We start from the raw sequence: 26,535 nt of genomic DNA on the forward strand, positions 1-26,535 counted from the left end.
TGACAAAATAAGACAGAATCTTTTGTTATTTTCCAAAGTATTGATTTTACTGCATTTTGAATGCGTTTTCATTATTGGTAAGACCACTTTTAAAAGTTGGCACGGTATTTGCTTTATAAATAGACGAGGGACGACGGAAAGGGTTGATTACAAAATATGAAGTTAGAATACTTAATTGATCAAGCAGCAGGGCAGCCTAAAAAAACTGTAGCTGTAGCAGTAGCTGAAGATCATGAAGTAATTGAAGCTGTAGCGAAAGCAATTAAATTACAGTTAGCTCAATTTCGTCTATATGGAAATCAAGAAAAAATAATGGGGATGCTACAAGAACATGGTTTACAAACTTCAGAACATGTTGAAGTGATTGCAGCAATGTCTAGTGCAGAGGCTGCAGAACTTTCTGTTAAAGCTGTGAGAAATGGTGAAGCAGACGTGCTTATGAAGGGGAACATCCCAACAGCGAATATTTTGAAGGCTGTGTTAAACAAAGAGTGGGGCCTACGTAAAGGTAGCGTACTTTCACATGTAGCAGCATTTGAAGTTCCAAATTACGATCGTCTTATTTTCGTTACAGATGCAGCGATGAACATCGCACCTGATGTAACACAAAAAGCTGCTATTATACAAAATACTGTAGAAGTTGCCCGGGCAATAGGAATCGACTTGCCAAAAGTGGCACCAATTGCAGCAGTAGAAGTTGTGAATCCAGCGATGCAGGCGACAATTGATGCAGCGATGTTAACACAAATGAATCGCCGCGGACAAATTAAAGATTGTATCGTTGATGGACCACTTGCTTTAGATAATGCAGTATCACAAATTGCAGCAGAGCATAAAGGCATAGTAAGTGATGTAGCAGGTAAGGCAGATATTTTACTCGTCCCAACGATTGAAGCTGGAAATGTGCTATATAAATCACTCGTATACTTTGCGGATGCAAAAGTAGGAGCAATGATTGCTGGCGCAAAAGCACCGATTGTTTTAACATCTCGTGCTGATTCAGCAGAAACAAAAGTATATTCATTAGCATTGGCAGTTGCGACTGCTTCAAAATAAACCAAAAAGGGTAAAACATTAGGGGGAAACGACAATGACATTAGAAATCTTCGAATACTTAGAAAAATATGATTATGAGCAAGTAGTATTTTGTCAAGATAAAGAATCTGGTTTAAAAGCAATTATTGCAATTCATGATACAACACTTGGACCGGCTCTTGGTGGAACAAGAATGTGGACATATGATTCTGAAGAAGCGGCGATTGAAGATGCATTGCGTCTTGCAAAAGGGATGACATACAAAAACGCAGCAGCTGGTTTAAACTTAGGTGGTGCGAAAACAGTAATTATCGGTGATCCTCGTAAAGATAAGAGCGAAGCAATGTTCCGTGCACTAGGACGTTATATCCAAGGACTAAACGGACGTTACATTACAGCTGAAGATGTTGGTACAACAGTAGATGATATGGATATTATCCATGAAGAAACTGACTTTGTAACAGGTATCTCACCATCATTCGGTTCTTCTGGTAACCCATCTCCGGTAACGGCATACGGTGTTTACCGTGGTATGAAAGCAGCTGCAAAAGAAGCTTTCGGTACTGACAATTTAGAAGGAAAAGTAATTGCTGTTCAAGGCGTTGGTAACGTAGCATATCACCTATGCAAACATTTACACGCTGAAGGAGCAAAATTAATTGTTACAGATATTAATAAAGAAGCTGTACAACGTGCTGTAGAAGAATTCGGTGCATCAGCAGTTGAACCAAATGAAATTTACGGTGTTGAATGCGATATTTACGCACCATGTGCACTAGGCGCAACAGTTAATGATGAAACTATTCCACAACTTAAAGCAAAAGTAATCGCAGGTTCTGCAAATAACCAATTAAAAGAAGATCGTCATGGTGACATCATTCATGAAATGGGTATTGTATACGCACCAGATTATGTAATTAATGCAGGTGGCGTAATTAACGTAGCAGACGAATTATATGGATACAATAGAGAACGTGCACTAAAACGTGTTGAGTCTATTTATGACACGATTGCAAAAGTAATCGAAATTTCAAAACGCGATGGCATAGCAACTTATGTAGCGGCAGATCGTCTAGCTGAAGAGCGCATTGCAAGCTTGAAGAATTCTCGTAGCACTTACTTACGCAACGGTCACGATATTATTAGCCGTCGCTAATCATTCATATATAACTTTTACAAAAGGTGTGGTTACCTCTTATGAGGTTTCCACTTCCTTTTGAATTTATTAGTGGAGGTAGCAACATTGTCTGTAAATCGAATTCTTGTTATTAACCCAGGTAGTACATCCACAAAAATTGGTGTTTTTGATAATGAAAGACCCGTTCTAGAAGAAACGATTCGTCATGACGTAGAACAGATTGGAAAATATAAGAGAATTATCGACCAATATGAGTTTCGAAAAGAAACGATTTTAGAAGTTCTACATTCTCATGGTATTAACATTTCAAAATTAAACGCTGTTTGTGGGCGTGGTGGATTACTTCGTCCAATCGAAGGCGGTACGTATACAGTAAACGATGCGATGTTAGAAGATTTGAAAAATGGCTTTAGCGGTCATCACGCTTCAAACCTTGGAGGCATTTTAGCATATGAAATTGCTTCTGGATTAAACATTCCTGCATTCATTGTAGATCCTGTCGTTGTAGATGAGATGGAGCCGGTTGCTCGTATAAGTGGCATTGCTGGTATGGAACGCAAAAGTATCTTCCATGCATTAAATCAAAAAGCAGTTGCTCGTAAAGTAGCTGAACAGTTAAATCACAAATACGAGGATTTAAATTTATTAGTTACACATATGGGTGGCGGTATTACAGTTGGTGCTCATAAAAAAGGAAGAGTAATCGATGTGAATAACGGTTTAAACGGAGAAGGACCATTTAGTCCAGAGCGCGCTGGTACAGTACCAGTAGGGCAACTAGTAGAAATGTGTTTCTCTGGTGAGTATTACCGTGATGAAATGATTAAAAAACTTGTCGGACAAGGTGGACTTGTAAGTTTAATCGGTACAAATGATGCGATTAAAGTAGAGCAAATGGTTGAAAAAGGTGATCCTGAAGCAACTCTTATTTATAAAGCAATGGCATATCAAGTTGCAAAAGAGATTGGCGGAGCTAGCGCTGTACTTCACGGGAAAATCGATGCAATCGTATTAACTGGTGGACTGGCATACAGTAAAATTCTTGTCGATGAAATAAAAGAGCGAGTGGACTGGATTGCAGATGTTATCGTACATCCAGGCGAAGATGAGTTAGAAGCGTTAGCAGAAGGAGCACTTCGTGTATTACGTGAAGAAGAAGCTCCAAAAGAATACGTTGTACGTGAAAAAGAAACGGTAGCTAGGGGTTGAGATAATGGCAAAAGAATATGATTTAGTCATCGTTGGCGGCGGTACTGGTGGATATGTTGCTGCAATTCGTGCATCACAACTAGGGTTAAAAACTGCACTAGTCGAAAAAGAAAATCTTGGTGGTACTTGTTTACACAAAGGATGTATTCCTAGTAAAGCTCTTTTACGTAGTGCGGAAGTATATGCAACTGCTAAAAAAAGCGAAGAGTTCGGAGTTATTGCAAGCAATGTAGAACTAAACTTTGCGAAAGTACAAGAGCGTAAAGAGAAGATAGTAACGCAGCTTCATAAAGGCGTTCAACATTTAATGAAACAAGGTAAAATTGATGTGTTTGAAGGTATTGGCCGTATTCTTGGCCCATCTATTTTCTCTCCGATGCCAGGGACAATTTCAGTTGAACTTGCAAGTGGAGAAGAGAATGAAATGTTAATTCCAAAAAATGTACTTATTGCAACAGGTTCTCGTCCAAATTCATTACCAGGTTTAGAATTAGACGGAGAGTACGTAATGTCTTCAGATCATGCTCTAAAAATGGAAACGCTTCCTAGTTCGATTATTATCGTTGGTGGCGGTGTAATCGGTATTGAGTGGGCATCTATGCTTGCTGACTTCGGTGTAGAAGTTACAGTATTAGAGTATGCGAAAACGATATTACCACTAGAAGATCAAGACGTTTCAAAAGAAATGCAACGTCTATTCAAGAAAAAAGGTATTAAAGTGGTAACTGGTGCAAAAGTATTACCAGAAACATTGGTAAAAGATAATGGAGTAACAATCCAAGCTGAACACAACGGTGAAAATAAAGAATTTAAAGCAGAAAAAATGCTTGTATCTGTAGGAAGACAAGCGAATACGCAAAATATTGGCTTAGAGAACACAGATATCGTTGTGGAAAAAGGATACATTCAAACAAATGAGTTTTATCAAACGAAAGAATCGCATATTTACGCAATTGGAGATGTAATCGGTGGCCTGCAACTCGCTCACGTTGCTTCTCACGAAGGAATTGCTGCAGTAGAACATATTGCAGGGAAAGAAGTTACACCAATCGATTACTCTATGGTATCAAAATGCGTATATAGCAGTCCGGAAGTTGCTTCTGTCGGTTTAACAGAACAAGAAGCGAAAGAAAAAGGCTATAAGTTAAAAGTAGGTAAGTTCTCATTCCGCGCAATCGGAAAAGCACTTGTATACGGAGAATCAGATGGTTTCGTAAAACTTGTAGTTGATGAAGAGACAAATGACATTCTTGGTGTTCATATGATTGGACCGCATGTAACAGATATGATTTCTGAAGCGGGTCTTGCAAGAGTACTTGATGCAACACCTTGGGAAGTAGCACATACAATTCATCCGCATCCATCATTATCTGAGGCGATTGGTGAAGCAGCACTTGCTGTAGATGGAAGAGCGTTACACGCATAAAAATGTGGATTTAGGAGGTTATGAAAAATGGCAGAAGTAAAAGAAAAGCGCCATGAAGAGCTTGGCTTAAGTGATGAGCAAGTATTAGAAATGTTCCGTACGATGTTACTTGCACGTAAAATAGACGAACGTATGTGGTTATTAAACCGTGCTGGTAAAATTCCATTCGTAATTTCTTGTCAAGGACAAGAGGCTGCACAAGTTGGAGCGGCGTTCGCTCTTGATAGAGAGAAAGATTATGCATTACCATACTACCGTGATATGGGTGTTGTACTAGCATTTGGTATGACAGCTAAAGAGCTTATGTTGTCTGCTTTCGCGAAAGCTGGAGATCCAAACTCTGGTGGTCGTCAAATGCCTGGTCACTTCGGTCAAAAGAAAAATCGTATTGTTACAGGTTCATCTCCAGTAACAACGCAAGTACCACATGCAGTTGGTATTGCATTAGCTGGAAAAATGGAGAAGAAAGATTTAGTAACGTTCGTTACATTTGGAGAAGGTTCTTCAAACCAAGGTGACTTCCATGAAGGGGCAAACTTTGCTGGTGTACACAAACTACCTGTTATTTTTATGTGTGAAAATAACAAATATGCAATCTCTATTCCAGTTGAAAAACAATTAGCATGTAAAAACGTATCAGATCGTGCGATTGGTTACGGTATGCCTGGATATACAATAGACGGAAACGATCCGCTTGCAGTATATAAAGCTGTAAAAGAAGCAGCAGATCGCGGTCGTCGTGGTGAAGGCCCAACTTTAATTGAAACAGTATCATATCGTTTAACAGCACATTCTAGTGACGATGATGATCGTGTTTATCGTGATAAAGAAGAAGTAGAAGAAGCAAAGAAAAAAGATTCAATTATAACATTCGCGGCTTATTTAAAAGAAGCTGGTGTATTAACTGAGGAATCGGAAAAACAAATGTTAGACGAAATTATGCATATCGTAAATGAAGCAACAGAATATGCAGAAAATGCTCCGTATGCAGCACCTGAAGATGCATTGAAGCACGTATACGCAGAATAGGGGGGAACGTTTCATGGCTGTAATGTCTTATATTGATGCTATTACATTAGCAATGCGCGAAGAAATGGAACGCGATGAGAAAGTATTCGTTTTAGGAGAAGATGTTGGTAAAAAAGGTGGCGTGTTTAAAGCGACACACGGTTTGTATGATCAATTTGGTGAAGATCGTGCGCTTGATGCACCGCTTGCAGAATCTGCAATTGCTGGGGTAGCAATTGGTGCGGCAATGTATGGTATGCGTCCAATCGCTGAAATGCAGTTTGCTGATTTCATCATGCCAGCAGTAAACCAAATTGTTTCTGAGGCAGCAAAAATTCGTTATCGTTCTAATAATGATTGGACTTGTCCAGTTACAATTCGTGCACCATTTGGCGGGGGTGTTCACGGTGCATTGTATCATTCACAATCTGTAGAAGCGATGTTTGCAAACCAACCAGGTTTAAAAATCGTTATCCCTTCTACACCATATGATGCAAAAGGCTTATTAAAAGCAGCCATTCGTGATGAAGATCCAGTATTATTCTTCGAACATAAACGTGCATATCGTTTAATTAAAGGTGAAGTGCCGGAGGATGACTACGTATTACCAATCGGAAAAGCAGATGTAAAACGTGAAGGTGATGATATTACAGTTATCACGTACGGATTATGTGTTCATTTTGCTCTTCAAGCGGCTGAAAAGTTAGCACAAGATGGCATCTCTGCACACATTCTTGATTTACGTACTGTATATCCATTAGATAAAGAAGCAATCATTGAAGCAGCTTCTAAAACAGGTAAAGTTCTTCTTGTAACAGAAGACAATAAAGAAGGAAGCATTATGAGTGAAGTGGCAGCAATTATTGCTGAAAACTGTCTATTTGATTTAGATGCGCCAATCGCACGTCTTGCAGGTCCAGACGTTCCAGCAATGCCATATGCACCAACAATGGAAAAATTCTTTATGGTAAATCCAGATAAAGTTGAAAAAGCAATGCGTGAACTTGCGGAATTTTAATCGGGGGGACTATACATGGCTGTAGAAAATATTACAATGCCTCAGCTCGGGGAGAGCGTTACAGAGGGCACAATTAGTAAATGGCTCGTTAATGTTGGCGATCACGTAAACAAGTATGATCCGCTTGCAGAAGTAATGACTGATAAAGTAAATGCTGAAGTACCATCTTCTTTCACGGGGATTGTAAAAGAGTTAATCGCTGGTGAAGGTGATACGTTAGCTGTAGGTGAAGTAGTTTGTGTGATTCAAGTAGAAGGCGCAGATGAAGTAGCAGCAACAGCTGTTGAAGAAAAAACGAAAGAAGAACCAAAGGCAGAAGTAGCTACGTCTGAAAAAGCACCGAAAGTAAAACAACCAACTGATGGAAAACCACGTTTTTCACCAGCTGTGTTAAAACTTGCGGGTGAGCATAACGTTGATTTAGATCTAGTAGAAGGTACGGGAGCAAACGGCCGTATCACTCGTAAAGATATTTTAAAGCTAGTGGAATCTGGAAATATTCCGCAAGCAGGTGCAGCGAAGAAAGAGGAAGGTGTAGCGGCAGTAGTAGAAGCTCGCCCAGAAGCACCAAAAGCAGCACCAGTAGCGCAAAAAGTAGAAGCTGCGAAACCAGTTTCTGTACCTACAATGCCTGGAGATATCGAAATTCCAGTAACAGGTGTGCGTAAAGCAATCGCAGCAAACATGTTACGTAGTAAACATGAAGCACCACATGCTTGGATGATGATTGAAGTAGATGTGACAAACCTTGTGTCATACCGTAACTCAATTAAAGGTGACTTTAAGAAGCGTGAAGGCTTTAACTTAACGTTCTTTGCTTTCTTCGTAAAAGCAGTAGCACAAGCGTTAAAAGAGTATCCTCAAATTAATTCAATGTGGGCTGGCGATAAAATTGTTCAGAAGAAAGATATTAACCTTTCTATCGCTGTTGCAACAGAGGAAGAACTATTTGTACCAGTAATTAAGCAAGCGGACGAGAAAACAATTAAAGGTATCGCTCGTGAAATTACAGAACTTGCAGGAAAAGTACGTACGAAATCGTTAAAAGCAGACGAAATGCAAGGTGGAACATTTACAATTAATAACACAGGATCATTCGGTTCTGTTCAATCTATGGGTATTATTAATTACCCACAAGCGGCTATTCTACAAGTTGAATCAATTGTAAAACGCCCAGTAATTATGGATAACGGTATGTTCGGTGCTCGTGATATGGTTAACTTATGTTTATCACTTGATCACCGAGTACTTGATGGTTTAATTTGTGGTAAGTTCTTAGGACGTGTTAAAGAAATTTTAGAAAACATGTCAGAAAACAATACATCTGTATATTAATAAAAAGCTCGCTTATGCGAGCTTTTTATTATCTTATTTCTTCATCTACATCCTACTATATGTATAAATACCTTTCCCAGTAATCTTACAATAAACGATTATGTATTAGGAATTTACGAAAATACATTGCTGATATATGGTATATGGATATAAAATAAGAAAAGAATAATTTTTTTGGCAAATCTTACTGATGAAACTGTAGTATAATATATTGTATTGTATGAAAAAGAGAGTTATTCTATATAAGTGTTTTATAGATAATGTGTAATCAGTCGTCAAAACATGAAGAATGTTGACTCCTGGTTTTTTATTTTTGCCGTAACAATGTTTCAGGAGGATGTCATGAAAAGAAGTACCGAGTTTCTAAAAAGTTTAGATGTAAAATTAATTTTAATTTTGTGTGCACTATGTGTGACGAGTATAGCTGCTATATATAGCAGTCAGCAAACGGGACAGTATGGAGCTGCAAACTTTGCTATGAAACAAGGTGTTAACTACATAATTGGGGTTGTATTGTTACTTCTTGTTGCAAGCATCGACTTAGATCAATTGCAAAAATTGTCTTGGCCACTTTATATTGCCGGGTTTGCTTCACTTATTCTTTTGAAAGTATTACCACCATCAGGTTTTACACCTGAAAAATTAGGTGCAAAAAGATGGTTTGTTTTCCCAGTATTTGGACAAATTCAGCCGTCTGAGTTTTTCAAAATTGCATTGCTACTTGTAGTAGCGAGTATAGCAGTAAAACATAATGCACAGTATATGGCAAGGACATTCCAAACAGATTTAAAGCTAGTAGGTAAAATTATGCTAGTGTCACTTCCACCTATGGCGGTTGTATATAGTCAACCTGATACAGGTATGGTGTTCTTATATGCTGCTGCTATTGCATGTATTTTATTTATGTCAGGTATTCAAAAGAAATTGATAGCATTATGTACAGTTATTCCGTTGACCATATTATCTGCTTTAATATTTATTTTCTTTAAGTATCAAGATTTTTTCTATAATAATTTAGTTACTTTACTAAAACCTCACCAACAGTCGCGTATTGTAGGTTGGTTAAATCCATTTGAAAATGCAGATCAAGGTTATCAAACGCAACAATCGATTTTAGCTGTAGGTAGTGGAGGAATGGAAGGTAAAGGGTTTGGGGGAGGAAGCGTCTATATCCCAGAGAAGCATACTGACTTTATTTTCGCTACAATTGCCGAAGAAGGTGGATTTATCGTAGCAGCCTTAGTTGTCTTCTTGTTCCTATTACTACTATATCGAACAATTATTATTGGTTATTCCGCTGATAATTTATTTGGTACATTATTATGCGCTGGATCGATCGGTATATTAACAGTTCAAATATTCCAAAACATCGGTATGATCGTTGGATTAATGCCTGTAAAAGGTATTGCATTACCTTTCTTATCGTATGGGGGAAGTTCCTTATTCTCGAATATGATTATGATGGGGCTCATACTATCGGTACGGAAAACGTATAAAAAATATATGTTTTCAGTTAAGTAAAAAAAGCTGGTTCGTTTTTAAACGAACCAGCTTTTTTACATATATGCTCATAAACGTTGCAAACTAAAACAGGATAGCAGTTTGAGACGGGTAAGGAGTGCAAAGTGATGCATATGCATATTTTTGAAGGAGCACGGCATCTTTCTAATAGTGAATGGGTTATTCGGGCTATTATAGCATACATATTTTTAATATTAGTTGCGAAAGCGATGGGGCAAAGGTCTATCGCACAACTTCGTTTTTTAGATGTTGTATTAGTGTTATTGCTTGGTGGGAATATTTCTAACGCATTGTCTGATGAAAAAGTAGGGTTACTGGGCTCGATGATTACAACGTTCATACTCGTTGTACTTCATATTATAAGCTCAGTTTTAATGCTGAAATGGGATAGATGGAGACGTTTTTTAGAGCCAGCACCTATCATTCTTATACATAATGGTTCCATTGATTTTAGCAATTTGAAAAAGGCGAGAATTACCGTGGAATATTTGTTTTCGGAACTTCGTATGCGAAATGTGAGCGATATTCAAACGATTAAATTAGCATTATGGGAAGCGAACGGTGTCGTTTCTATATTTCGGTATCCAGAATATGAAGCAGTTTCACGGCTTGATCTTAAAGTGGCGGGAAAAAAATCTCCAGTTTCTTTTGTATTAGTAAAGGATGGGAGGATACAGAAAGATGTTCTTGCATTATTAGGAAAAACAGAAGCGTGGGCGAGAAAATTTCTAGAGGAGAGTACAGAAGTCGAATCCATTATGTTAGCTACAGTAGATGAATCACATAAAATAAATATTTTGTTAAAAAAATGAAAAATATACGCATTTTGTCGTTTCGTACATATGATACAATAGTGTGGACAACGAAAAAGGAGGCGATACGGTGGGATATGTAGAAGAATTACGAAAAATAGTTGGTCATCGCCCTTTAATTTTAGTTGGTGCTGTTGTACTCGTTATAAATGAAAATGGATATGTTTTATTGCAGCAGCGGACAGAGCCGTACGGAAAATGGGGACTACCTGGTGGGCTAATGGAGCTTAGTGAATCACCAGAAGAAACAGCTTATCGTGAAGTATATGAAGAGACAGGAATAAAAGTGAAGAACTTGCAACTAATCAATGTATTTTCTGGAGCGAACTACTTTACAAAATTAGCAAACGGTGATGAATTTCAATCTGTAACAACCGCCTATTATACAGATGAATACGAAGGGGATTTTGTTATGAATAAAGAAGAAGCAGTTCAGCTTAAATTCTTTTCAGTAACAGAACTACCTGACTATATTGTAGGATCGCATAAAAAAATGATTGCTGAATATATGAAGATTATGGAAAAAAAGATATAATCATAGTGAAAGAAATACAAAAACACAGTTCTGGTTGGTAGTCCAGACGCATGATTTCATGTCAGTAACCTTCCCCTCCGGGATGTCCCGTATTTCTAATCTTTTAAAGGAGGGGCTGTCAATGGATTTGACAGTATATCACGATGGCCAATTTTTTGTTGGAATCATTACATGCAAAGAAAAAGGGAAATTGTATGGAGCGAGGTATATTTTTGGGGCGGAACCGTCAGATGAAGAAGTGCTTATGTTTGTGAATAGTGCACTTTTAGAGCATTTTCAGCACTTTGCAAAATGTGGTGTAGAAATTAAAGAAAAACAGCGTCCTAAAAACATAAAGCGTACCATACGACAAGCAGCAAAAGAAATAAATATTAAACGTTTTACTAAGGCGCAAGAGGCGATTAGTTTATCTTATGAATTGCATAAACAAGAAAAGAAAGTGCAGTCTAAAGAGAAGCGAGAAGCTGAAAAAGAAAGAAGACGTTTAATGAAAGTACAAAAAGCAAAGCAAAAACATCGTGGTCATTAAAGAAAAGGTGTTAGAGCAAGAGCTCTAACACCTTTTCTATACTTAAATACAAGTAAACTTACTTGTATTTCATAAACATTAACTGGTAAGATACAAATAGGTAGTTTTAGAGGAGGGAAAAGAGTGATTAATTTTAACTTTTTTATGAATGATGTTGTCCGCCAAGCGCGTGAAGAGATTGTCTCTGCTGGATATACAGAATTGACGACGCCAGAAGCGGTAGAAGAAGCGTTTAAAAGAAATGGAACAACACTTGTAATGGTAAACTCTGTATGTGGTTGTGCAGGTGGTATTGCTCGTCCTGCTGCTGCGCATTCCGTACATTATGATAAACGTCCTAACCACCTTGTAACGGTGTTTGCAGGGCAAGATAAAGAAGCGACAGCAAGAGCGCGTGAATATTTCGAAGGGTACCCACCTTCTTCTCCATCATTTGCTTTATTAAAAGATGGAAAAATTGTAACGATGGTAGAGCGTCATGAAATTGAAGGTCATGAACCGATGCAAGTTATTGCCAAACTACAATCATATTTCGAAGAGAATTGTGAAGAACTATAAAAAATAAGAGAAAAGGCGGCACGTCCACAATCAAGTGGATGTGCCGCCTTTTTTATTTATTATTAAAATTTCTGAGATATGCATAGTTGTGTTATTTTATGCATTTTTTTATACATAAAAAACAGCGTTTATATTGTTTGTTTATTTATTTTTATTTTATATATTGCATAAAAATAAAAGTGCTGATACAATACAAACATCGAATAAATATTCTATTAAACTTTTAAATATACATTATTAGGGGGAAGAAAGATGAAGAAGTTAGTATCAATATCGTTTGCACTTATTTTAATTTTAAGTATGTTCAGCGCTTGTAGTAATGGGGAATCGAAAGAAACAAAAGGAAATAAGAAAGTACTCGTAATGGGAACTTCAGCAGATTATAAACCATATGAATACGTAGAAGCTTCAAAAAGTGATGAAATTATCGGCTTTGATGTTGATGTTGCTAAATATATCGGAAAAGAACTTGGGTATGAAGTGAAAGTGAAAGATATGGATTTTGGTGGTTTATTAGCATCTCTTAGTTCAGGAAAAGTTGATTTCGTAATGGCAGGCATGACGCCAACTGCAGAGCGTAAAAATAATGTTGATTTTACAGATATTTATTTTGTTGCGAAAAATATGGTCGTTTCTAAAAAGGATTCTAACATTCAATCTGTAGAGGGTTTAAAAGGGAAAAAAGTAGGGGTACAAACAGGGTCTATTCAAGAAGAGAAAGCAGCAGAATTTAAAAAACAAGTAGATTTCCAAGTTGAGGGACGTGACCGTATACCAGAAATCGTACAAGAAATTAAAGCTGGTCGTTTTGACGCTGCAATTATAGAAGACACAGTTGCTAAAAATTATTTAGAGAAAATGAAAGATTTACAAGGAATTGAAATTAAAGAAGCACCAGAAGAAGTTGGAGCAGCAATTGCCCTTCCGAAAAACAGTGATAAAACAGCAGAATTTAATAAAGTAATTAAAAAAATGCAAGAAAATGGAGAAATGGATAAATTAGTGAAGAAATGGTTTGGCAGCGGAAAATAAGCTGCCTTTCACTTTTCTGTGAGGGGAATGAAAAGAATGAACTTAGATTTTTCGGCGATTACGCCTTCGATACCATATATACTAAAAGGTTTAGAAGTTACTTTGAAAATTGTAGCAGTATCAGCTTTAGCAGGATTTATTTTAGGAACGCTATTAGCACTTTGTAAAATTGCTAGAATACGAGCATTATATATAGCAGCAGATTTTTATACATCAATTTTTCGTGGTACACCCCTTGTATTGCAATTAATGATTATTTATTTTGGTGTCCCGCAAATAATTGGTTATGAAATACCAGCATTCTTAGCTGCTGTACTTGCATTTAGCTTGAATTCAGGTGCATACATGTCAGAAGTAATTCGTGCTGGTATTCAAGCGGTTGATAAAGGACAAACAGAAGCAGCAATGGCTTTAGGGGTACCATACGGAAAAATGATGAGAAATATTATTTTCCCTCAAGCATTAAAAAATATATTACCAGCGCTTGTGAATGAATTTGCGACACTTACAAAAGAATCGGCTGTAGTAACGGTAATAGGCGCGACTGATTTAATGCGTCGTGCTTACATTGTAGGCGGTGAGACATTTAAATATCTTGAACCATTACTTTTTGTTGGACTGATTTATTATATGTTAGTCATTATTCTTACATTAGTCGGGAAGGCAATTGAAGGGAGAATGAAGAAAAGTGATTAAAATTGAAAACCTTCATAAATCATTTGGTAAAAACGAAGTATTAAAAGGAATTACAACAACGATTGAAAAAGGGGAAGTAGTTGCAATTATAGGACCTTCTGGATCAGGAAAATCAACATTTTTACGTTGTATGAATATGTTAGAAGCATCAACGGATGGTCACATTTGGATTGGAACGGAAGAAGTAACGAATCCGAAAACGAATGTTATGCATGTTCGTGAAAATGTCGGTATGGTATTTCAACATTTTCACTTATTTCCTCATATGACTGTATTAGAAAACATTACGTATGCTCCTATCAATGTAAAAGGGATAACGAAGCAAGAAGCTGAAAAGAAAGCTGAGAAACTTTTAGAAAAGGTTGGATTAGTAGATAAAAAAGATACGTATCCAAATCGTCTTTCGGGAGGACAAAAGCAACGTGTAGCAATTGCAAGAGCGTTAGCAATGGAACCCGAAGTTATGTTATTTGATGAACCGACATCGGCGCTAGATCCAGAGATGGTGAAAGAAGTGTTAGAAGTTATGAAATCGTTAGTTACGACAGGAATGACGATGGCTATCGTTACACATGAAATGGGCTTTGCAAAAGAAGTGGCAGATCGTGTTCTTTTCTTGGACGGAGGAAAGCTTGTAGAAGATAGTGCGCCAGAAGAATTTTTTGCAGCACCGAAAAGTGAACGTGCGCAACAATTTTTACAAAAAATATTGTAATATGAAAAGGTTATGTGAATAATAAGTAGAAAAGGATGACATTGTGTCATCCTTTTTTTATACTAGCTGTAAATACGTTTATACATATAGGAGTAATGATATGTTTAAAATTGGATACCGTACAGTAAAAACAGCAATAGGGACAGGCGCGGCAGTTTTTATTGCTCAGTTATTAGGGTTGGAATTTTATAGTTCAGCAGGTATTTTAGTTATTTTATGTGTACAAAATACGAAGCGCAAATCGCTTCAAGTGTCGTTACATCGTTTTCTAGCTTGTATATTATCAATGGTATTCGCGTTTTGTATTTTTGAAACGATCGGCTATACACCACTTGCAATTAGCATATTGTTACTTACATTTATTCCGACTGCAGTAATGCTTAAAATTCAAGAAGGCATTGTCACGAGTTCAGTTATTGTTATGCATCTATATTCATTGAAGCAAATTACATGGCTTATAGTTGGAAATGAAATTGCTATATTAACGATAGGGATTAGCGTGGCGTTATTAGTAAATATGTATATGCCGAGTAGTGAAAATAAGCTAAAAGAGTATCAGGATAAAATAGAGAGCAATTTTAAAACGATTTTGTTTGAAATGGTTGTGTATTTACGAAATCGAGAAAGTAGTTGGAGTGGGGCAGAACTCATTGAAACCGAGAATATGTTAAATGAAGCAAGAGATTTATCGTTTAAAAAACTTGAGAATGCATTTATGCGAGAAGATGATTATTACTATCGTTATTTTAATATGCGTATGCAACAATTCGAAATTTTAGAGCGAATGATACCACTAGCAGCTTCTTTATCATGGACATATGAACAAGCTGATATGATTGCAGATGTTGTTGAAAACATTGGTAATGCTATTAGCCCTGAGAGTACTGGCGTTATTTCCTTAAGGCAGCTTCAAGAAATGAGGGGATTATTTAGAGACATGCCATTACCAGCTACACGCGAAGAATTTGAGATACGTGCGAAACTTGTTCAACTTGTGTATGAAATGGAACAATATTTACTCATTAAAAGTCGCTTTAAGGGAAAGGATAATATAAAAGAACTTATATAGAAGGTAGGAATTATCTATGCCGTATCTTCTCTCTATCATATTATGTCTTTCTTTATCGCCGATTTGGCCTCTTGGGGATAATCCACGTGCCGGAGATCCTTTTATTATTGTAAATAAAGCAACGAATAAATTAGCTTACATTGACGATGGAAAGATTCAAAAGGTTTTTCCAGTAGCGACAGGGAAAACGAATGAATTAACTCCAGAAGGAACTTTTGATGTTGTAATGAAAGCGAAGGATCCGTATTATATTGCGAAGGATATTCCAGGTGGGTCGCCAAAAAATCCACTTGGGTCAAGGTGGATTGGATTTAATGCAAGAGGAACTGATGGAAGTAAATATGGAATACATGGAACAAACCAACCGAGTTCAATTGGAAAGTATATTTCACAAGGGTGTATAAGAATGAAGAAAAACGATGTGGAATATTTGTTTGATCGCATTCCAATTGGAACGAAAGTATGGATTGTGAAATCGAAAAAATCATTTCAGCAATTGGCAAAAGAAAAAGGAGCCGTTGCATATGAAAAAGCCAACGAAAAGGTTGGCTTTTTCTATTATAATAAGTTGTCTTGACATGTGTACATAACCGTGCGTTAATGAGAATATAGAAAGATAAAATTAGATAAAGGGGTTGCTCATATGTACTTGAATCCAAAACTTTCGTATATGCAGTTTTTTATGGGATTTCTATTTGTTATTACATTCATATTGGCAACTTTTAATATATGTTCTTATCTGGTAGCGATTGTATGTATGGCATTACTTAATCTAACTTTTGTTATTGGAGCATTTCAGCAGAAACAATATACAAGTTTTGTAATAGCACTTGTAATGTCATTTTCCTTTAGTATTGTAGCGATTGTGTTTTATATAAAATAAACCATCTCGATGTCGAGATGGTTTATTTTGTCATGTGTAAAAAGTAAAAAAAGGACGAACACATCGCCCTTTTTACCAAAACATACTCGCGCCAGCAAGTAATGTTGTTACAAGCATAGAAATCAGCATCACATAAACCATAACTTTTTGAGCTTTTTTATGCATCGTTATACCTCCTTGCAAATCAGTACAATTTCATTGTAACGAGAAATGAAATTATGGACAAGGGGAGAGTGAGGACAAAATTCGGGAGGGGATTGCAAAATATAACAGGAAATTTGAGTGTGTATAGAGAATATAGTAAAAGGGTATATTGTTAATTTTTAGTTGGGCAAGCTGAAGAATGGAGATACGATGATGAAAATATACGAAACAGATCGTTTATACTTAAGGGAAATTGATGAGTCGTATGCTGAAACAGTTCTTCAATATTACGACAGAAATCGTGAATTTTTAAAAGCTTGGGAAGAGTATAGACCGGATGATTTTTTTACGCTAGATTATCAAAAGAAAAAGTTGCAAAAGGATAGAAAAGAGTTCGAAGAAGGGAAAATCATCAGACTATGGATTTTTAAAAAGGGTGATGATACGAAAATAATTGGGTGTATTTCATTTAATTTAATCGTTCGTGGCATTTATCAATCTTGTGTACTCAGTTATAAATTAGATAAAGCAGAGTTAAACAAAGGGTATACGACAGAAGCGCTTAGAAAAGCAATTCAAGTTGCTTTTGGGGAATTTCAGTTACATCGTATAGAAGCTCCGATTATGCCTCGTAATTTAGCATCTATACAAGTAGTAACGAAGATAGGTTTTCAATATGAAGGCGTGTCTAGGAAGATGTTAATGGTAAATGGCGTGTGGGAAGATCATATGCGCTGGGTATTGTTAAATGAGTAATAGAAAGCAGATGGTTATCTAGACATGTAAACCATCTGTTTTTTGTCTTGTATTTCGAAACTTTTGCGAAATTCTGTTATAATTAATAGTGTTACATACATAATGGTAGTGCAGGAGGCGCAGTCTTATGATTAATCAAGAACGTTTAGTAAATGAATTTATGGAATTAGTACAAGTAGATTCTGAAACGAAATTTGAAGCAGAAATCTGCAAAGTATTAACGAAGAAATTTACAGATTTAGGTGTAGAAGTATTTGAAGATGACACAATGGCTGTAACTGGTCATGGTGCAGGTAACTTAATTTGTACTTTACCAGCAACAAAAGATGGTGTTGATACAATTTACTTTACTTCTCATATGGATACAGTAGTTCCTGGTAATGGAATTAAGCCTTCTATTAAAGATGGATATATCGTATCAGATGGTACAACAATTTTAGGTGCGGATGATAAAGCTGGATTAGCATCAATGTTCGAAGCAATCCGTGTTTTAAAAGAGAAAAATATCCCTCATGGTAAAATAGAATTTATTATTACAGTCGGAGAAGAATCAGGTCTTGTTGGTGCAAAAGCATTAGACCGTGAGCGTATTACAGCGAAATATGGCTACGCATTAGATAGCGATGGAAAAGTTGGTGAAATCGTTGTTGCAGCTCCAACACAAGCGAAAGTGAACGCAATTATTCGCGGGAAAACAGCTCACGCTGGTGTAGCGCCGGAGAAAGGTGTATCTGCAATTACTATCGCAGCGAAAGCAATTGCGAAGATGCCACTTGGTCGCATTGACTCTGAAACGACTGCAAATATTGGACGTTTTGAAGGTGGTACACAAACGAATATCGTTTGCGATCATGTACAAATCTTTGCAGAAGCTCGTTCTTTAATTAATGAGAAAATGGAAGCACAAGTTGCGAAAATGAAAGAAGCATTTGAAACAACTGCAAAAGAAATGGGAGGTCATGCAGACGTTGAAGTAAACGTTATGTACCCAGGATTTAAATTTGCTGATGGCGATCACGTTGTAGAAGTTGCAAAACGTGCAGCTGAAAAAATTGGTCGTACACCTTCTCTTCACCAAAGTGGTGGCGGAAGTGATGCAAACGTAATTGCAGGACATGGTATCCCAACAGTTAACTTAGCGGTTGGTTATGAAGAAATTCATACAACAAACGAGAAGATTCCTGTTGAAGAATTAGCAAAAACAGCAGAATTAGTTGTTGCAATTATTGAAGAAGTAGCGAAGTAATGGAAAATAAAAAGCGTGTAAATCAATTATGATTTACACGCTTTTTATTTTGATTCGATTGCTTTGACAAGACGTATAAGCGAATATAAGAAAAACTATGGAAGTATATACGTTGTTGCTACATGTACTAGACGAGGGAATAACCCTAACGTATTCATATTGAAAATCGGAAGTAGTAAATAATTAATTGCAATGATTAATATAACTACAAGGAATGTATAGTTGAGTTTATGCCGCTATTTGCCGGACAGTAAGACCCCTACCTCAAAATTCAGCGAAAGTAAAGAAGTTAGGTGGGGGCCCTGCTGCCCGTAAAAGTCCGATTAGTGAGAGTTGATTAAAGTTTCGATTTATATCGATTATAAAAAAGAACAAGTAATTATTATAACTATTGTGCAAAATTTGATATAATAAAAGAACGAACGTTCTGATTAGGGAGTGAGTACTATGCGAGAAATGTATCCGAAAAATGGTCGCGTTATTTTACATGTAGATATGAATTGCTTTTTCGCATCTGTTGAAATTGCTCATGATCCATCATTACAAGGAAAGCCATTAGCGGTTGCTGGAAATGAAAAAGAGAGAAAAGGAATTATTATAACATGTAGTTATGAGGCGAGGGAATACGGAATACGTACGACGATGCCCCTTTGGGAAGCGAAAAGGTTATGCCCGCAATTAGTTGTAAGGCGTCCTAATTTCACATTATATCGCGAAGCTTCATTTCAAATGTTTCAAGTCCTTTCTCGTTTTACAGAAAAGATACAACCAGTCTCAATAGATGAAGGATATTTAGATATTACAGATTGCTACGCACTTGGTTCGCCTCTTGAAATAGCAAAGATGATTCAACAAGCATTATTAACAGAGTTGCAGCTTCCGTGTAGTATCGGAATCGCTCCAAATCTTTTCCTAGCAAAAACAGCTTCTGATATGAAAAAACCTCTCGGTATTACCGTACTTCGAAAACGTGATATTCCAGAAATGATTTGGCCACTTTCAGTTGAAGCAATGCATGGGATTGGAGAAAAAACAGCTGAAAAATTAAATGAAATTCATATACATACAATTGAACAGTTAGCGAAGGGAGACGAGCATATCATTCGCGCTAAAATTGGCAAGCACGGTATTGATTTACAAAAGCGTGCAAAAGGTACGGATGATAGGGAAGTGGATCCGAGTCAAATGGGCCAACATAAAAGTGTCGGTAACTCGATGACTTTTTCAAAGGATATGGATGAAGAGAAAGAATTACTTGATATGTTAGAACGGTTATCAAAATCAGTGAGTAAAAGATTACAAAAGCGAACCCTTGTTAGTTATAATATTCAAATTATGATTAAATACCATGATAGGCGAACAGTAACACGGAGTAAGCAATTGAAAAATGCAATTTGGGAAGAACGCGATATTTTTCAAGCAGCATCCCGTTTATGGAAGCAACATTGGGATGGTGATTCCGTTCGTTTACTAGGTGTTACAGCTACTGAAATAGAGTGGAAGACAGAATCGGTGAAACAATTAGATTTATTTTCATTTGAAGAGGATGCGAAAAAAGAACCACTACTTGCTGTCATTGATCAAATTAACGATAAGTATGGAACACCGATTTTACAACGAGGTAGTCAACTACTACGTAAGCAAGAGAAGTCGTTTCAACAAAAGTTAGAAAATAAGTTTATGTAGAAGGTGTCATGAAGTAGTAAAATCATGACACCTTTCCTATTATACAGGCACCAAGTGATACGAGAGCATTTGTCCGTAACCCAGCCATTCGGTGTCTCCATTGTCTTTCCATTCCAATGCAAGCTCCTACAATAATTGCTATAACTAACCTGAATACAATGTCGTACCATACCATCATGGTCACCTCCATATATAATATGTGTTATGTTTTTTAGAATGAGCGGGGGATACTCATTCTTATTTTTACAACCAGCTATGAAACTTTTTAATATAAAGCTTTTTCAGGAATTGTGTTAAAAAAGCGTAGCCTAATAGTATTCCTACTAACCAAGGGAAATAGTTAAGTGGCAATGCTTGTAAACCAACGGCTGCACCAAGTGGTGAGAATGGAATATAAATCCCGATTGCCATAATAAGAGCGGTTAATAAAACGACTGGTGTTGATGCAGTGCTTTGAATAAATGGAATCTTTTGTGTTCTTATCATGTGAACAATTAAAGTTTGTGTTAACAATCCAACGACAAACCAACCGGACTGGAATAATGATTGCTCGCTCGATGTATTTGCACCAAATACATTCCACATGACTACGTATGTGATAATATCAAATATAGAACTAATTGGGCCGATACAAATAATGAAGTTTCGTAAGTTTGCAGTATCCCATTTTCGTGGTTTTTCTAGAAACTCTTTATCCATTTTGTCCCATGGAATAGAAAGTTGTGAAATATCATAAAGTAAGTTTTGAATTAAAAGATGAATGGCAAGCATCGGTAAAAAAGGAATGAAAGCACTTGCTACTAACATGCTAAACACATTACCGAAGTTAGAGCTAGCTGTCATCTTAATATATTTTAAAATATTTCCGAATGTAGTACGTCCTTCTAAAATCCCTGCTTCTAATATAGTTAAACTTTTTTCGAGTAGAATAATATCGGAAGCTTCTTTCGCAATATCAGTAGCAGTATCAACAGATATTCCGACATCAGCTTCACGTAATGCTACAGCATCGTTAATGCCGTCTCCCATGTAACCTACAGTGTGTCCATTTCCTTGTAATGCGTGTATAATACGAGATTTTTGCATGGGATTAAGCTTCGCAAATACAGTCGTTTCTTCGGCAAGTCTTGCTAATGCTTTATCTGGTAAAGAATCAATCTCGTAACCGAGGATTGGTTCGCAGATATCTAATCCAACTTCTTTACAAACCTTTCTTGTAACAATTTCGTTATCGCCAGTTAAAATTTTCACTTGTACACCATGTTTTTGTAATGCTTGAATTGCAGCTGCTGCAGATGGTTTCGGTGGATCTAAAAAGCCGATATATCCAGCGAGAATCATATCAGTTTCGTCTTTTACTGCGTACTCTGTATCATTTATTCTTCTATCTTTTTTATAAGCCACAGCAATAACCCGCATACCCTCACTATTTAGTGTCTCACTTAGTTTTTTGACATTTGAACGTATTTCCTCGGTGAGTGGAACGATTTTTTCATCCACTTCAGTGTAGTTACAAATTGATAAAATTTCTTCTACGGCACCTTTACAAACCATTGTATGTTCACCTGAAATATCCTTTACGATGACTGACATACGCCGGCGGGCGAAATCGAATGGAATTTCATCTAGCTTTTGAAAAGCTGATGGATTAAATGTATTGTTTTCCTCTGTATGCTTAATAACAGCTTTATCTATTAAATTTTTCAATCCAGTTTGATAGAAACTATTTAAATAGGCAAATTGCAAGACGCGATTGCATTCATTTCCCTTGGGATCTAAGTGACGAACAAGGACAACTTTATCTTCTGTTAAAGTTCCGGTTTTATCTGTACAAAGAATGTTCATAGCACCTAAGTTTTGAATAGAATTTAGCTGTTTTACAATTACTTTTTGTTTAGACATGTTAACGGCACCTTTAGCTAAATTAGCAGTTACAATCATCGGTAACATTTCAGGTGTAAGGCCGACAGCGACGGCAATAGCGAAGAAGAAAGCTTCTTGCCAATCACCTTTTGTGAATCCATTAATGAGAAGGACAATAGGTGCCATAATAAGCATGAATGTAATTAAGAGCCAGCTTACTTTGTTTACACCTTTATCAAAGCTTGTTTCTACACGCTTTCCAATTACCTTATTGGCTAAAGAGCCGAAATACGTATCGGTACTTGTTGAGATGACAACAGCTTTTGCGCTACCACTTACAATATTTGTTCCCATGAAACAAAGGTTTTCCATATCGAGTGGATTGTAATTTTTTTTCATGTTTGTCGGTAAGATATGCTTATTTTCTGTATGGTAGCAGTGTTCGTATTTTTCTACAGGAAGTGCTTCCCCTGTTAAAGAAGATTGATTAACAAATAAATCTTTAGCGGATACAATACGCACATCAGCTGGAACGATATCACCGGCTGAAAGGGAAATGATATCGCCAGGTACAAGTTCCTCAATTGGAATTTCTGTTGTGTAATTTCGATTTAAATTCGTTACATTTTTTGTTTCATGTACAAATCCATTTATTCTAAATACGCTCGCAGTTGTTCGAACCATAGCCTTTAACTTATCGGCAGCTTTTTGAGAACGAAATTCTTGGGAAAACCGAATTGTTGCACTAAGTAGTACCATTGCAGATACGACAATTGTTCCTTGCATATCATCCGTGAAAAAGGAGAGTGCTCCAAGAGCTAATAAAACGAAAATAAATGGATTTTTAAATGCCGACAGAAATTGAATGTACCACGGTGCCATTTTATTATGAGCTATTTCGTTCGGACCATATAAAGAAAGTCTACGAGACGCTTCTTGTTTAGATAATCCATCTTGTGTTGTTTCTAAAAGTTTTAACGCAGAGCTTACATCTTGTGTTGCAACCTCCACTAATAATTCGTTATTTGTTTTCATGCTATCTTGCTCATAAGCATGCTTTGTTTCTTGTCTTTGTAAATTAAACATCGGTAGTTCCTCCTCTGTCATGAAGGAGGAAACAATCTGTTACCTAACTATTTGAAATGGTGAGGAACAGTTTCTTTCCTACCTACATGATGAAATATGAATGTAAAACGTATGGGTATCTGGGCCGAATCATCAATTGCCAACTGTTCCTCACCTCCGTACAATTTAGTAGTTTCTGAATATGCTATGTTTGTTTCATAGTAAGGTGCATATAGACGTAAAAAGACCTTTACTCAAAACGAGTAAAGGTCTGAATTCGCAGTTAAAAGAGTCCACAACAAAGACTGTTAGTAGACATAAATAAAAACAGTTTTTGTGTATGACAAAATACATGCACCTCTCCCTCGTTGAGTTTTAGCACTGTATAGCATAGGTACTGAAACCAGCTACATTAAAAAAGGCCTTCATTCCGACCTTTCCTGTTGACCCATTGGCGTCTCTCGACATTTTTGGGCAGCAGCGTTTCTCTATACAGGAGCCTCACCTAACAGAGAACATATTCAATTACATGTTGAATGTTAGCGCTGTAAAATTGTAGTGTCAATATCTTTTTTATCTGTGTTTTTAAAATATTAAACGGATTTATAATAGATATGTGGGATGAAATGTATGATATTGATTATAAATAATATGAAAAATAAATATTTTTATAAAAGGGGAATTTGTAATGGTACCACAAAATTTTATTATAAATATTGAGAATCAAAAGTGGTTGTTTAATGAGCAGGAAGATTTATGTTCTCACGGGGAAATTTATTTAAATGTGGATGGAACGATTATTACACAAACAGGTATGGATGAGGAATGGGGAATAAGTGAATCAGCTTTAGCTCTGTTACGAACTTTAGATAAAGAATATATTTGTGATATTGAAAATGAAGAGGGGCTTATTTTGCACGGATGTGGCACTATGCTCATGTTAGGATGCCCAATTTCAATTCATTGGACTATAAACCATATAGGTGAAAATGTGGTTTTAAAGGATTTTGTCAAAGTTATTTCTACTGATCAAAAGGCTATATACTATGAAGGGATTCATATAGAAGTAAATGAAAATGAATATAGAAAACAAATTGTTTCTTTTGCGCTACAGGCAAAAGAATTATTCAATAAATCAAGTGAAAAGATAATTTTAAATGAGTTTGAGCGAAGTATGTATACCGACTTTTGGATGGAATATGATCATTTGTTAAATAAGTATAAATAAAAAAGCACTGTAACCAGTGCTTTTTTATTATAGATTACGAGATTGTAGGGTTTTCAAAAATAACAATCTCTGAACTGTTTGTAGTTGAAACGCGTTGGGCGTAATATGTTAAAGCTGAAGAAATATATGCTGGTAACGTATCATTTGTATGTGATGTTGTATATTCATGGATTAATTCCTTTAAAGTTGTCCATTCTAATTGTGCTGGGTGATCAGACACGAAAGAACTTACCCAGCGATCAAATGAAGATGAAAAATCAGTTTGTAAACGAAATACTTCTTTCATAATAAAACGCTCCCTTAAAATGTAGTATAATTATTTTAACACAAAACACGAACGATAGCTAAATTTTTTGAGTATAACGTTCGTGTTATATAGTTGTCTAGATGTTTGGTTATGTAAATTCAATTTGCCATTTGAAATAACATTCCGTAAGATGAGAGATAGAGTATATTTAGAGCTGGAGGAAAGAAAGTGGAATTTGTATTTTTAGGAACTGGTGCAGGTGTTCCTTCAAAAGGAAGGAACGTTTCAGCAATTGCTTTACAATTGTTAGAAGAACGAGGACAAACTTGGTTATTTGATTGTGGTGAGGCCACGCAACATCAAATATTACATACATCTGTACGTCCGCGCCGCATTGAAAAAATATTTATTACGCATTTACATGGCGATCATATTTTTGGATTGCCTGGTTTATTAGGTAGCCGTTCATTTCAAGGAGGAACTACGCCTTTAACGGTGTATGGACCGAAAGGAATTAAACAATTTATTGAAGTGGCATTATCGGTAAGTACGACACATGTGAAATATCCACTTGAAGTTGTGGAGATAACAGAAGAAGGTACCGTATTTGAAGATAATGAATTTTATGTAGAAACGAAAAGATTGTCACACGGTATAGAATGCTTTGGATATCGTATTGTAGAGAAAGATATACAAGGTGCTCTTTTAGTTGATAAGTTGCTTGAGATGGGTGTGAAACCAGGTCCAATCTTTAAACGTTTAAAAGATGGTGAAGTAGTTGAATTAGAGGATGGCACGATATTAAATGGAAATGAGTTTATCGGCCCACCTCAAAAAGGAAGAATTATTACTATCTTAGGTGATACGCGATATTGCGAAGCGAGTAGGGAGCTTGCGCAAGATGCAGATGTACTTGTCCATGAAGCGACTTTCGCAGCAGAAGATGAGCAACAAGCGTATGATTATTTTCATTCTACATCTAAGCAAGCTGCGAGCATTGCACTTCAGGCAAATGCGAAGCGACTAATATTAACTCACATTAGTTCTCGCTATCAAGGAGATACATATAAGGAATTATTGAAAGAGGCTAGAGAGTTGTTTTCTAATACAGAAATAGCGACAGATTTGAAATCATTCCCAGTAGAAAAATAATTATTTTGTAAAAAATGGTAACAGCGGGTTACCATTTTTTTATGTCTAAAAAAATTTAAAAATAAAACTGTTATTATTTTATACTTATACTTGGATGATACAGAAAATTAGGATGGTTTGAATATATAGGATAAAAATACGAAATAATGATTATTTAGAAAAACTGTTATATAAGTCAGATGACATACAAGTGATACAAATAGCAGAAATGGACTTTTATTCAGAACTTTTAAAATTCAACAAAAGTAAGCGTTTTATAAAAAACAAGCTATAATGAGGGCAGATTATAATTTATGATAAGTCGCATGTATTTTAGTCATTATCGTAACAAGTGAAGTTGACTAAATCATGAGAGAGTAACACGAGAATTATAATAGGAAAGATATTACCATTATTTGTCATAAGTCTTTTTCACTTTTTAGCTAAACGATATGATTAGCAAGTGTAGCTATTGCGAGTTCCTTAGTAGAAGCTTTTTATTAATAAGGTGGTGGAGATTTAATTGGTACACCACTCTTTAAAAGAGTTCAGAACATCAGCAGGTAGTCTAGGCGGAATAGCGGGTGCAAATTTAGTTGCATTAGCAATGGTTATATCACTTGTTTATGCTATGCTTGCAATGGCTTCTG

26 protein-coding genes, 1 pseudogene and 1 riboswitch are annotated in these 26,535 nt (G+C 36.3%); of the genes and pseudogenes, 23 read left to right on the forward strand and 4 right to left on the reverse strand.

The annotated features are described in order from the left end of the window. The first annotated feature begins 156 nt into the window (after positions 1 to 156). From yqiS to ACTFRM_RS16825, 18 genes are all read left to right on the forward strand, one after another. Positions 157 to 1,056: a phosphate butyryltransferase gene (gene yqiS, locus ACTFRM_RS16740; protein ID WP_000764677.1), complete on the forward strand. Its 900-nt coding sequence runs from the start codon at positions 157 to 159 to the stop codon at positions 1,054 to 1,056. 34 nt (positions 1,057 to 1,090) lie between these two features. Then, positions 1,091 to 2,191, forward strand: coding sequence for a leucine dehydrogenase (locus ACTFRM_RS16745; RefSeq protein WP_000171355.1), 1,101 nt, complete (start codon positions 1,091 to 1,093; stop codon positions 2,189 to 2,191). An 87-nt stretch (positions 2,192 to 2,278) separates the two neighbouring features. Further along, the gene (gene buk, locus ACTFRM_RS16750) at positions 2,279 to 3,382 is read left to right on the forward strand and encodes a butyrate kinase (RefSeq protein ID WP_000115781.1); all 1,104 of its coding nucleotides are present in this window, start codon (positions 2,279 to 2,281) and stop codon (positions 3,380 to 3,382) included. Between the two features lie 4 nt (positions 3,383 to 3,386). Next, positions 3,387 to 4,808, forward strand: a complete 1,422-nt coding sequence (gene lpdA / locus ACTFRM_RS16755; RefSeq protein ID WP_001051289.1) for a dihydrolipoyl dehydrogenase — start codon at positions 3,387 to 3,389, stop codon at positions 4,806 to 4,808. A gap of 27 nt (positions 4,809 to 4,835) precedes the next feature. Continuing rightward, the gene (gene bfmBAA / locus ACTFRM_RS16760; RefSeq protein WP_000852551.1) at positions 4,836 to 5,837 is read left to right on the forward strand and encodes a 3-methyl-2-oxobutanoate dehydrogenase subunit alpha; all 1,002 of its coding nucleotides are present in this window, start codon (positions 4,836 to 4,838) and stop codon (positions 5,835 to 5,837) included. Between the two features lie 13 nt (positions 5,838 to 5,850). Continuing rightward, positions 5,851 to 6,834 (forward strand): 3-methyl-2-oxobutanoate dehydrogenase subunit beta, encoded by a 984-nt coding sequence (gene bfmBAB, locus ACTFRM_RS16765; protein WP_000290071.1) that lies wholly within the window; start codon positions 5,851 to 5,853, stop codon positions 6,832 to 6,834. A 15-nt stretch (positions 6,835 to 6,849) separates the two neighbouring features. Next, entirely contained in the window at positions 6,850 to 8,169 is a 1,320-nt protein-coding gene (locus tag ACTFRM_RS16770; RefSeq protein WP_173600455.1) for a dihydrolipoamide acetyltransferase family protein, read from the forward strand. Between the two features lie 342 nt (positions 8,170 to 8,511). Then, entirely contained in the window at positions 8,512 to 9,690 is a 1,179-nt protein-coding gene (locus ACTFRM_RS16775) for an FtsW/RodA/SpoVE family cell cycle protein (RefSeq protein ID WP_000831181.1), read from the forward strand. A gap of 107 nt (positions 9,691 to 9,797) precedes the next feature. Then, positions 9,798 to 10,502, forward strand: coding sequence for a DUF421 domain-containing protein (locus ACTFRM_RS16780; RefSeq protein WP_000550961.1), 705 nt, complete (start codon positions 9,798 to 9,800; stop codon positions 10,500 to 10,502). 70 nt (positions 10,503 to 10,572) lie between these two features. Beyond that, the gene (locus ACTFRM_RS16785) at positions 10,573 to 11,037 is read left to right on the forward strand and encodes an NUDIX hydrolase (RefSeq protein WP_000542549.1); all 465 of its coding nucleotides are present in this window, start codon (positions 10,573 to 10,575) and stop codon (positions 11,035 to 11,037) included. A 121-nt stretch (positions 11,038 to 11,158) separates the two neighbouring features. Further along, complete coding sequence (locus ACTFRM_RS16790) at positions 11,159 to 11,566, forward strand: YjdF family protein (protein WP_440043463.1); 408 nt, start codon at positions 11,159 to 11,161, stop codon at positions 11,564 to 11,566. Between the two features lie 144 nt (positions 11,567 to 11,710). Beyond that, complete coding sequence (locus tag ACTFRM_RS16795; protein ID WP_001979317.1) at positions 11,711 to 12,124, forward strand: BrxA/BrxB family bacilliredoxin; 414 nt, start codon at positions 11,711 to 11,713, stop codon at positions 12,122 to 12,124. Positions 12,125 to 12,376: 252 nt separating this feature from the next. Continuing rightward, a complete protein-coding gene (locus tag ACTFRM_RS16800) occupies positions 12,377 to 13,156 on the forward strand; it encodes a transporter substrate-binding domain-containing protein (RefSeq protein WP_000737663.1) in 780 nt (259 codons plus the stop codon). Positions 13,157 to 13,192: 36 nt separating this feature from the next. Then, positions 13,193 to 13,852 (forward strand): amino acid ABC transporter permease, encoded by a 660-nt coding sequence (locus ACTFRM_RS16805; protein WP_440043464.1) that lies wholly within the window; start codon positions 13,193 to 13,195, stop codon positions 13,850 to 13,852. Beyond that, positions 13,845 to 14,567, forward strand: a complete 723-nt coding sequence (locus ACTFRM_RS16810; protein WP_000590211.1) for an amino acid ABC transporter ATP-binding protein — start codon at positions 13,845 to 13,847, stop codon at positions 14,565 to 14,567. The genes ACTFRM_RS16805 and ACTFRM_RS16810 overlap by 8 nt, the downstream gene beginning before the upstream one ends. Positions 14,568 to 14,667: 100 nt before the next feature. Next, positions 14,668 to 15,636: an aromatic acid exporter family protein gene (locus ACTFRM_RS16815; RefSeq protein ID WP_440043465.1), complete on the forward strand. Its 969-nt coding sequence runs from the start codon at positions 14,668 to 14,670 to the stop codon at positions 15,634 to 15,636. A 16-nt stretch (positions 15,637 to 15,652) separates the two neighbouring features. Next, on the forward strand, positions 15,653 to 16,213 hold the full coding sequence (locus ACTFRM_RS16820; RefSeq protein ID WP_001146566.1) for a L,D-transpeptidase: 561 nt from the start codon (positions 15,653 to 15,655) through the stop codon (positions 16,211 to 16,213). A gap of 66 nt (positions 16,214 to 16,279) precedes the next feature. Next, positions 16,280 to 16,519, forward strand: coding sequence for a DUF3894 domain-containing protein (locus ACTFRM_RS16825; RefSeq protein ID WP_000281167.1), 240 nt, complete (start codon positions 16,280 to 16,282; stop codon positions 16,517 to 16,519). 72 nt (positions 16,520 to 16,591) lie between these two features. On the opposite strand, the gene prli42 is transcribed toward ACTFRM_RS16825, so the two are convergent. After that, a complete protein-coding gene (gene prli42 / locus ACTFRM_RS16830; RefSeq protein WP_000549040.1) occupies positions 16,592 to 16,684 on the reverse strand; it encodes a stressosome-associated protein Prli42 in 93 nt (30 codons plus the stop codon). Between the two features lie 189 nt (positions 16,685 to 16,873). Between prli42 and ACTFRM_RS16835 the strand changes: the two genes are divergently transcribed. The 3 genes from ACTFRM_RS16835 to ACTFRM_RS16845 all read left to right on the forward strand — a co-directional run bounded on the left by ACTFRM_RS16835 (position 16,874) and on the right by ACTFRM_RS16845 (position 20,351). Then, the gene (locus ACTFRM_RS16835; RefSeq protein WP_001987197.1) at positions 16,874 to 17,419 is read left to right on the forward strand and encodes a GNAT family N-acetyltransferase; all 546 of its coding nucleotides are present in this window, start codon (positions 16,874 to 16,876) and stop codon (positions 17,417 to 17,419) included. A gap of 127 nt (positions 17,420 to 17,546) precedes the next feature. Then, positions 17,547 to 18,665 (forward strand): tripeptidase T, encoded by a 1,119-nt coding sequence (locus ACTFRM_RS16840; RefSeq protein WP_000609803.1) that lies wholly within the window; start codon positions 17,547 to 17,549, stop codon positions 18,663 to 18,665. A 447-nt stretch (positions 18,666 to 19,112) separates the two neighbouring features. Next, entirely contained in the window at positions 19,113 to 20,351 is a 1,239-nt protein-coding gene (locus ACTFRM_RS16845; protein WP_001208858.1) for a DNA polymerase IV, read from the forward strand. 40 nt (positions 20,352 to 20,391) lie between these two features. Here the strand turns inward: ACTFRM_RS16845 and ACTFRM_RS16850 are convergent. After that, positions 20,392 to 20,526 (reverse strand): annotated as a pseudogene (locus tag ACTFRM_RS16850) (MgtC/SapB family protein); the annotation flags it as partial. A gap of 68 nt (positions 20,527 to 20,594) precedes the next feature. After that, positions 20,595 to 23,300: a magnesium-translocating P-type ATPase gene (gene mgtA / locus ACTFRM_RS16855; protein WP_173600454.1), complete on the reverse strand. Its 2,706-nt coding sequence runs from the start codon at positions 23,298 to 23,300 to the stop codon at positions 20,595 to 20,597. 333 nt (positions 23,301 to 23,633) lie between these two features. Then, positions 23,634 to 23,799: riboswitch (M-box (ykoK) riboswitch) on the reverse strand. A 168-nt stretch (positions 23,800 to 23,967) separates the two neighbouring features. Between mgtA and ACTFRM_RS16860 the strand changes: the two genes are divergently transcribed. Further along, a complete protein-coding gene (locus ACTFRM_RS16860) occupies positions 23,968 to 24,507 on the forward strand; it encodes a hypothetical protein (protein ID WP_440043467.1) in 540 nt (179 codons plus the stop codon). A gap of 34 nt (positions 24,508 to 24,541) precedes the next feature. Here ACTFRM_RS16860 and ACTFRM_RS16865 read toward each other — a convergent pair whose 3' ends face one another. Beyond that, complete coding sequence (locus ACTFRM_RS16865; protein WP_000665709.1) at positions 24,542 to 24,793, reverse strand: DUF3932 family protein; 252 nt, start codon at positions 24,791 to 24,793, stop codon at positions 24,542 to 24,544. Positions 24,794 to 24,982: 189 nt separating this feature from the next. Here ACTFRM_RS16865 and rnz point away from each other — a divergent pair, with 189 nt between their 5' ends. Beyond that, a complete protein-coding gene (rnz, locus tag ACTFRM_RS16870) occupies positions 24,983 to 25,906 on the forward strand; it encodes a ribonuclease Z (protein WP_000397455.1) in 924 nt (307 codons plus the stop codon). Positions 25,907 to 26,535 lie beyond the last annotated feature (629 nt).

Origin of the sequence: Bacillus cereus group sp. MYBK227-1 (assembly GCF_051916325.1) — a bacterium.
Taxonomy (GTDB): Bacteria; Bacillota; Bacilli; order Bacillales; family Bacillaceae_G; genus Bacillus_A; species Bacillus_A cereus.

What these genes read in the sequence shown, in the direction of transcription:
- yqiS (WP_000764677.1), top strand. Translation starts at nt 157, where the DNA reads ATGAAGTTAGAATACTTAATTGATCAAGCAGCAGGGCAGCCTAAAAAA.
- ACTFRM_RS16745 (WP_000171355.1), top strand. Translation starts at nt 1,091, where the DNA reads ATGACATTAGAAATCTTCGAATACTTAGAAAAATATGATTATGAGCAA.
- lpdA (WP_001051289.1), top strand. Translation starts at nt 3,387, where the DNA reads ATGGCAAAAGAATATGATTTAGTCATCGTTGGCGGCGGTACTGGTGGA.
- bfmBAA (WP_000852551.1), top strand. Translation starts at nt 4,836, where the DNA reads ATGGCAGAAGTAAAAGAAAAGCGCCATGAAGAGCTTGGCTTAAGTGAT.
- bfmBAB (WP_000290071.1), top strand. Translation starts at nt 5,851, where the DNA reads ATGGCTGTAATGTCTTATATTGATGCTATTACATTAGCAATGCGCGAA.
- ACTFRM_RS16770 (WP_173600455.1), top strand. Translation starts at nt 6,850, where the DNA reads ATGGCTGTAGAAAATATTACAATGCCTCAGCTCGGGGAGAGCGTTACA.
- ACTFRM_RS16775 (WP_000831181.1), top strand. Translation starts at nt 8,512, where the DNA reads ATGAAAAGAAGTACCGAGTTTCTAAAAAGTTTAGATGTAAAATTAATT.
- ACTFRM_RS16780 (WP_000550961.1), top strand. Translation starts at nt 9,798, where the DNA reads ATGCATATGCATATTTTTGAAGGAGCACGGCATCTTTCTAATAGTGAA.
- ACTFRM_RS16790 (WP_440043463.1), top strand. Translation starts at nt 11,159, where the DNA reads ATGGATTTGACAGTATATCACGATGGCCAATTTTTTGTTGGAATCATT.
- ACTFRM_RS16795 (WP_001979317.1), top strand. Translation starts at nt 11,711, where the DNA reads ATGAATGATGTTGTCCGCCAAGCGCGTGAAGAGATTGTCTCTGCTGGA.
- ACTFRM_RS16800 (WP_000737663.1), top strand. Translation starts at nt 12,377, where the DNA reads ATGAAGAAGTTAGTATCAATATCGTTTGCACTTATTTTAATTTTAAGT.
- ACTFRM_RS16805 (WP_440043464.1), top strand. Translation starts at nt 13,193, where the DNA reads ATGAACTTAGATTTTTCGGCGATTACGCCTTCGATACCATATATACTA.
- ACTFRM_RS16815 (WP_440043465.1), top strand. Translation starts at nt 14,668, where the DNA reads ATGTTTAAAATTGGATACCGTACAGTAAAAACAGCAATAGGGACAGGC.
- ACTFRM_RS16820 (WP_001146566.1), top strand. Translation starts at nt 15,653, where the DNA reads ATGCCGTATCTTCTCTCTATCATATTATGTCTTTCTTTATCGCCGATT.
- ACTFRM_RS16825 (WP_000281167.1), top strand. Translation starts at nt 16,280, where the DNA reads ATGTACTTGAATCCAAAACTTTCGTATATGCAGTTTTTTATGGGATTT.
- prli42 (WP_000549040.1), bottom strand. Translation starts at nt 16,684, where the DNA reads ATGCATAAAAAAGCTCAAAAAGTTATGGTTTATGTGATGCTGATTTCT.
- ACTFRM_RS16835 (WP_001987197.1), top strand. Translation starts at nt 16,874, where the DNA reads ATGATGAAAATATACGAAACAGATCGTTTATACTTAAGGGAAATTGAT.
- ACTFRM_RS16840 (WP_000609803.1), top strand. Translation starts at nt 17,547, where the DNA reads ATGATTAATCAAGAACGTTTAGTAAATGAATTTATGGAATTAGTACAA.
- ACTFRM_RS16845 (WP_001208858.1), top strand. Translation starts at nt 19,113, where the DNA reads ATGCGAGAAATGTATCCGAAAAATGGTCGCGTTATTTTACATGTAGAT.
- mgtA (WP_173600454.1), bottom strand. Translation starts at nt 23,300, where the DNA reads ATGTTTAATTTACAAAGACAAGAAACAAAGCATGCTTATGAGCAAGAT.
- ACTFRM_RS16860 (WP_440043467.1), top strand. Translation starts at nt 23,968, where the DNA reads ATGGTACCACAAAATTTTATTATAAATATTGAGAATCAAAAGTGGTTG.
- ACTFRM_RS16865 (WP_000665709.1), bottom strand. Translation starts at nt 24,793, where the DNA reads ATGAAAGAAGTATTTCGTTTACAAACTGATTTTTCATCTTCATTTGAT.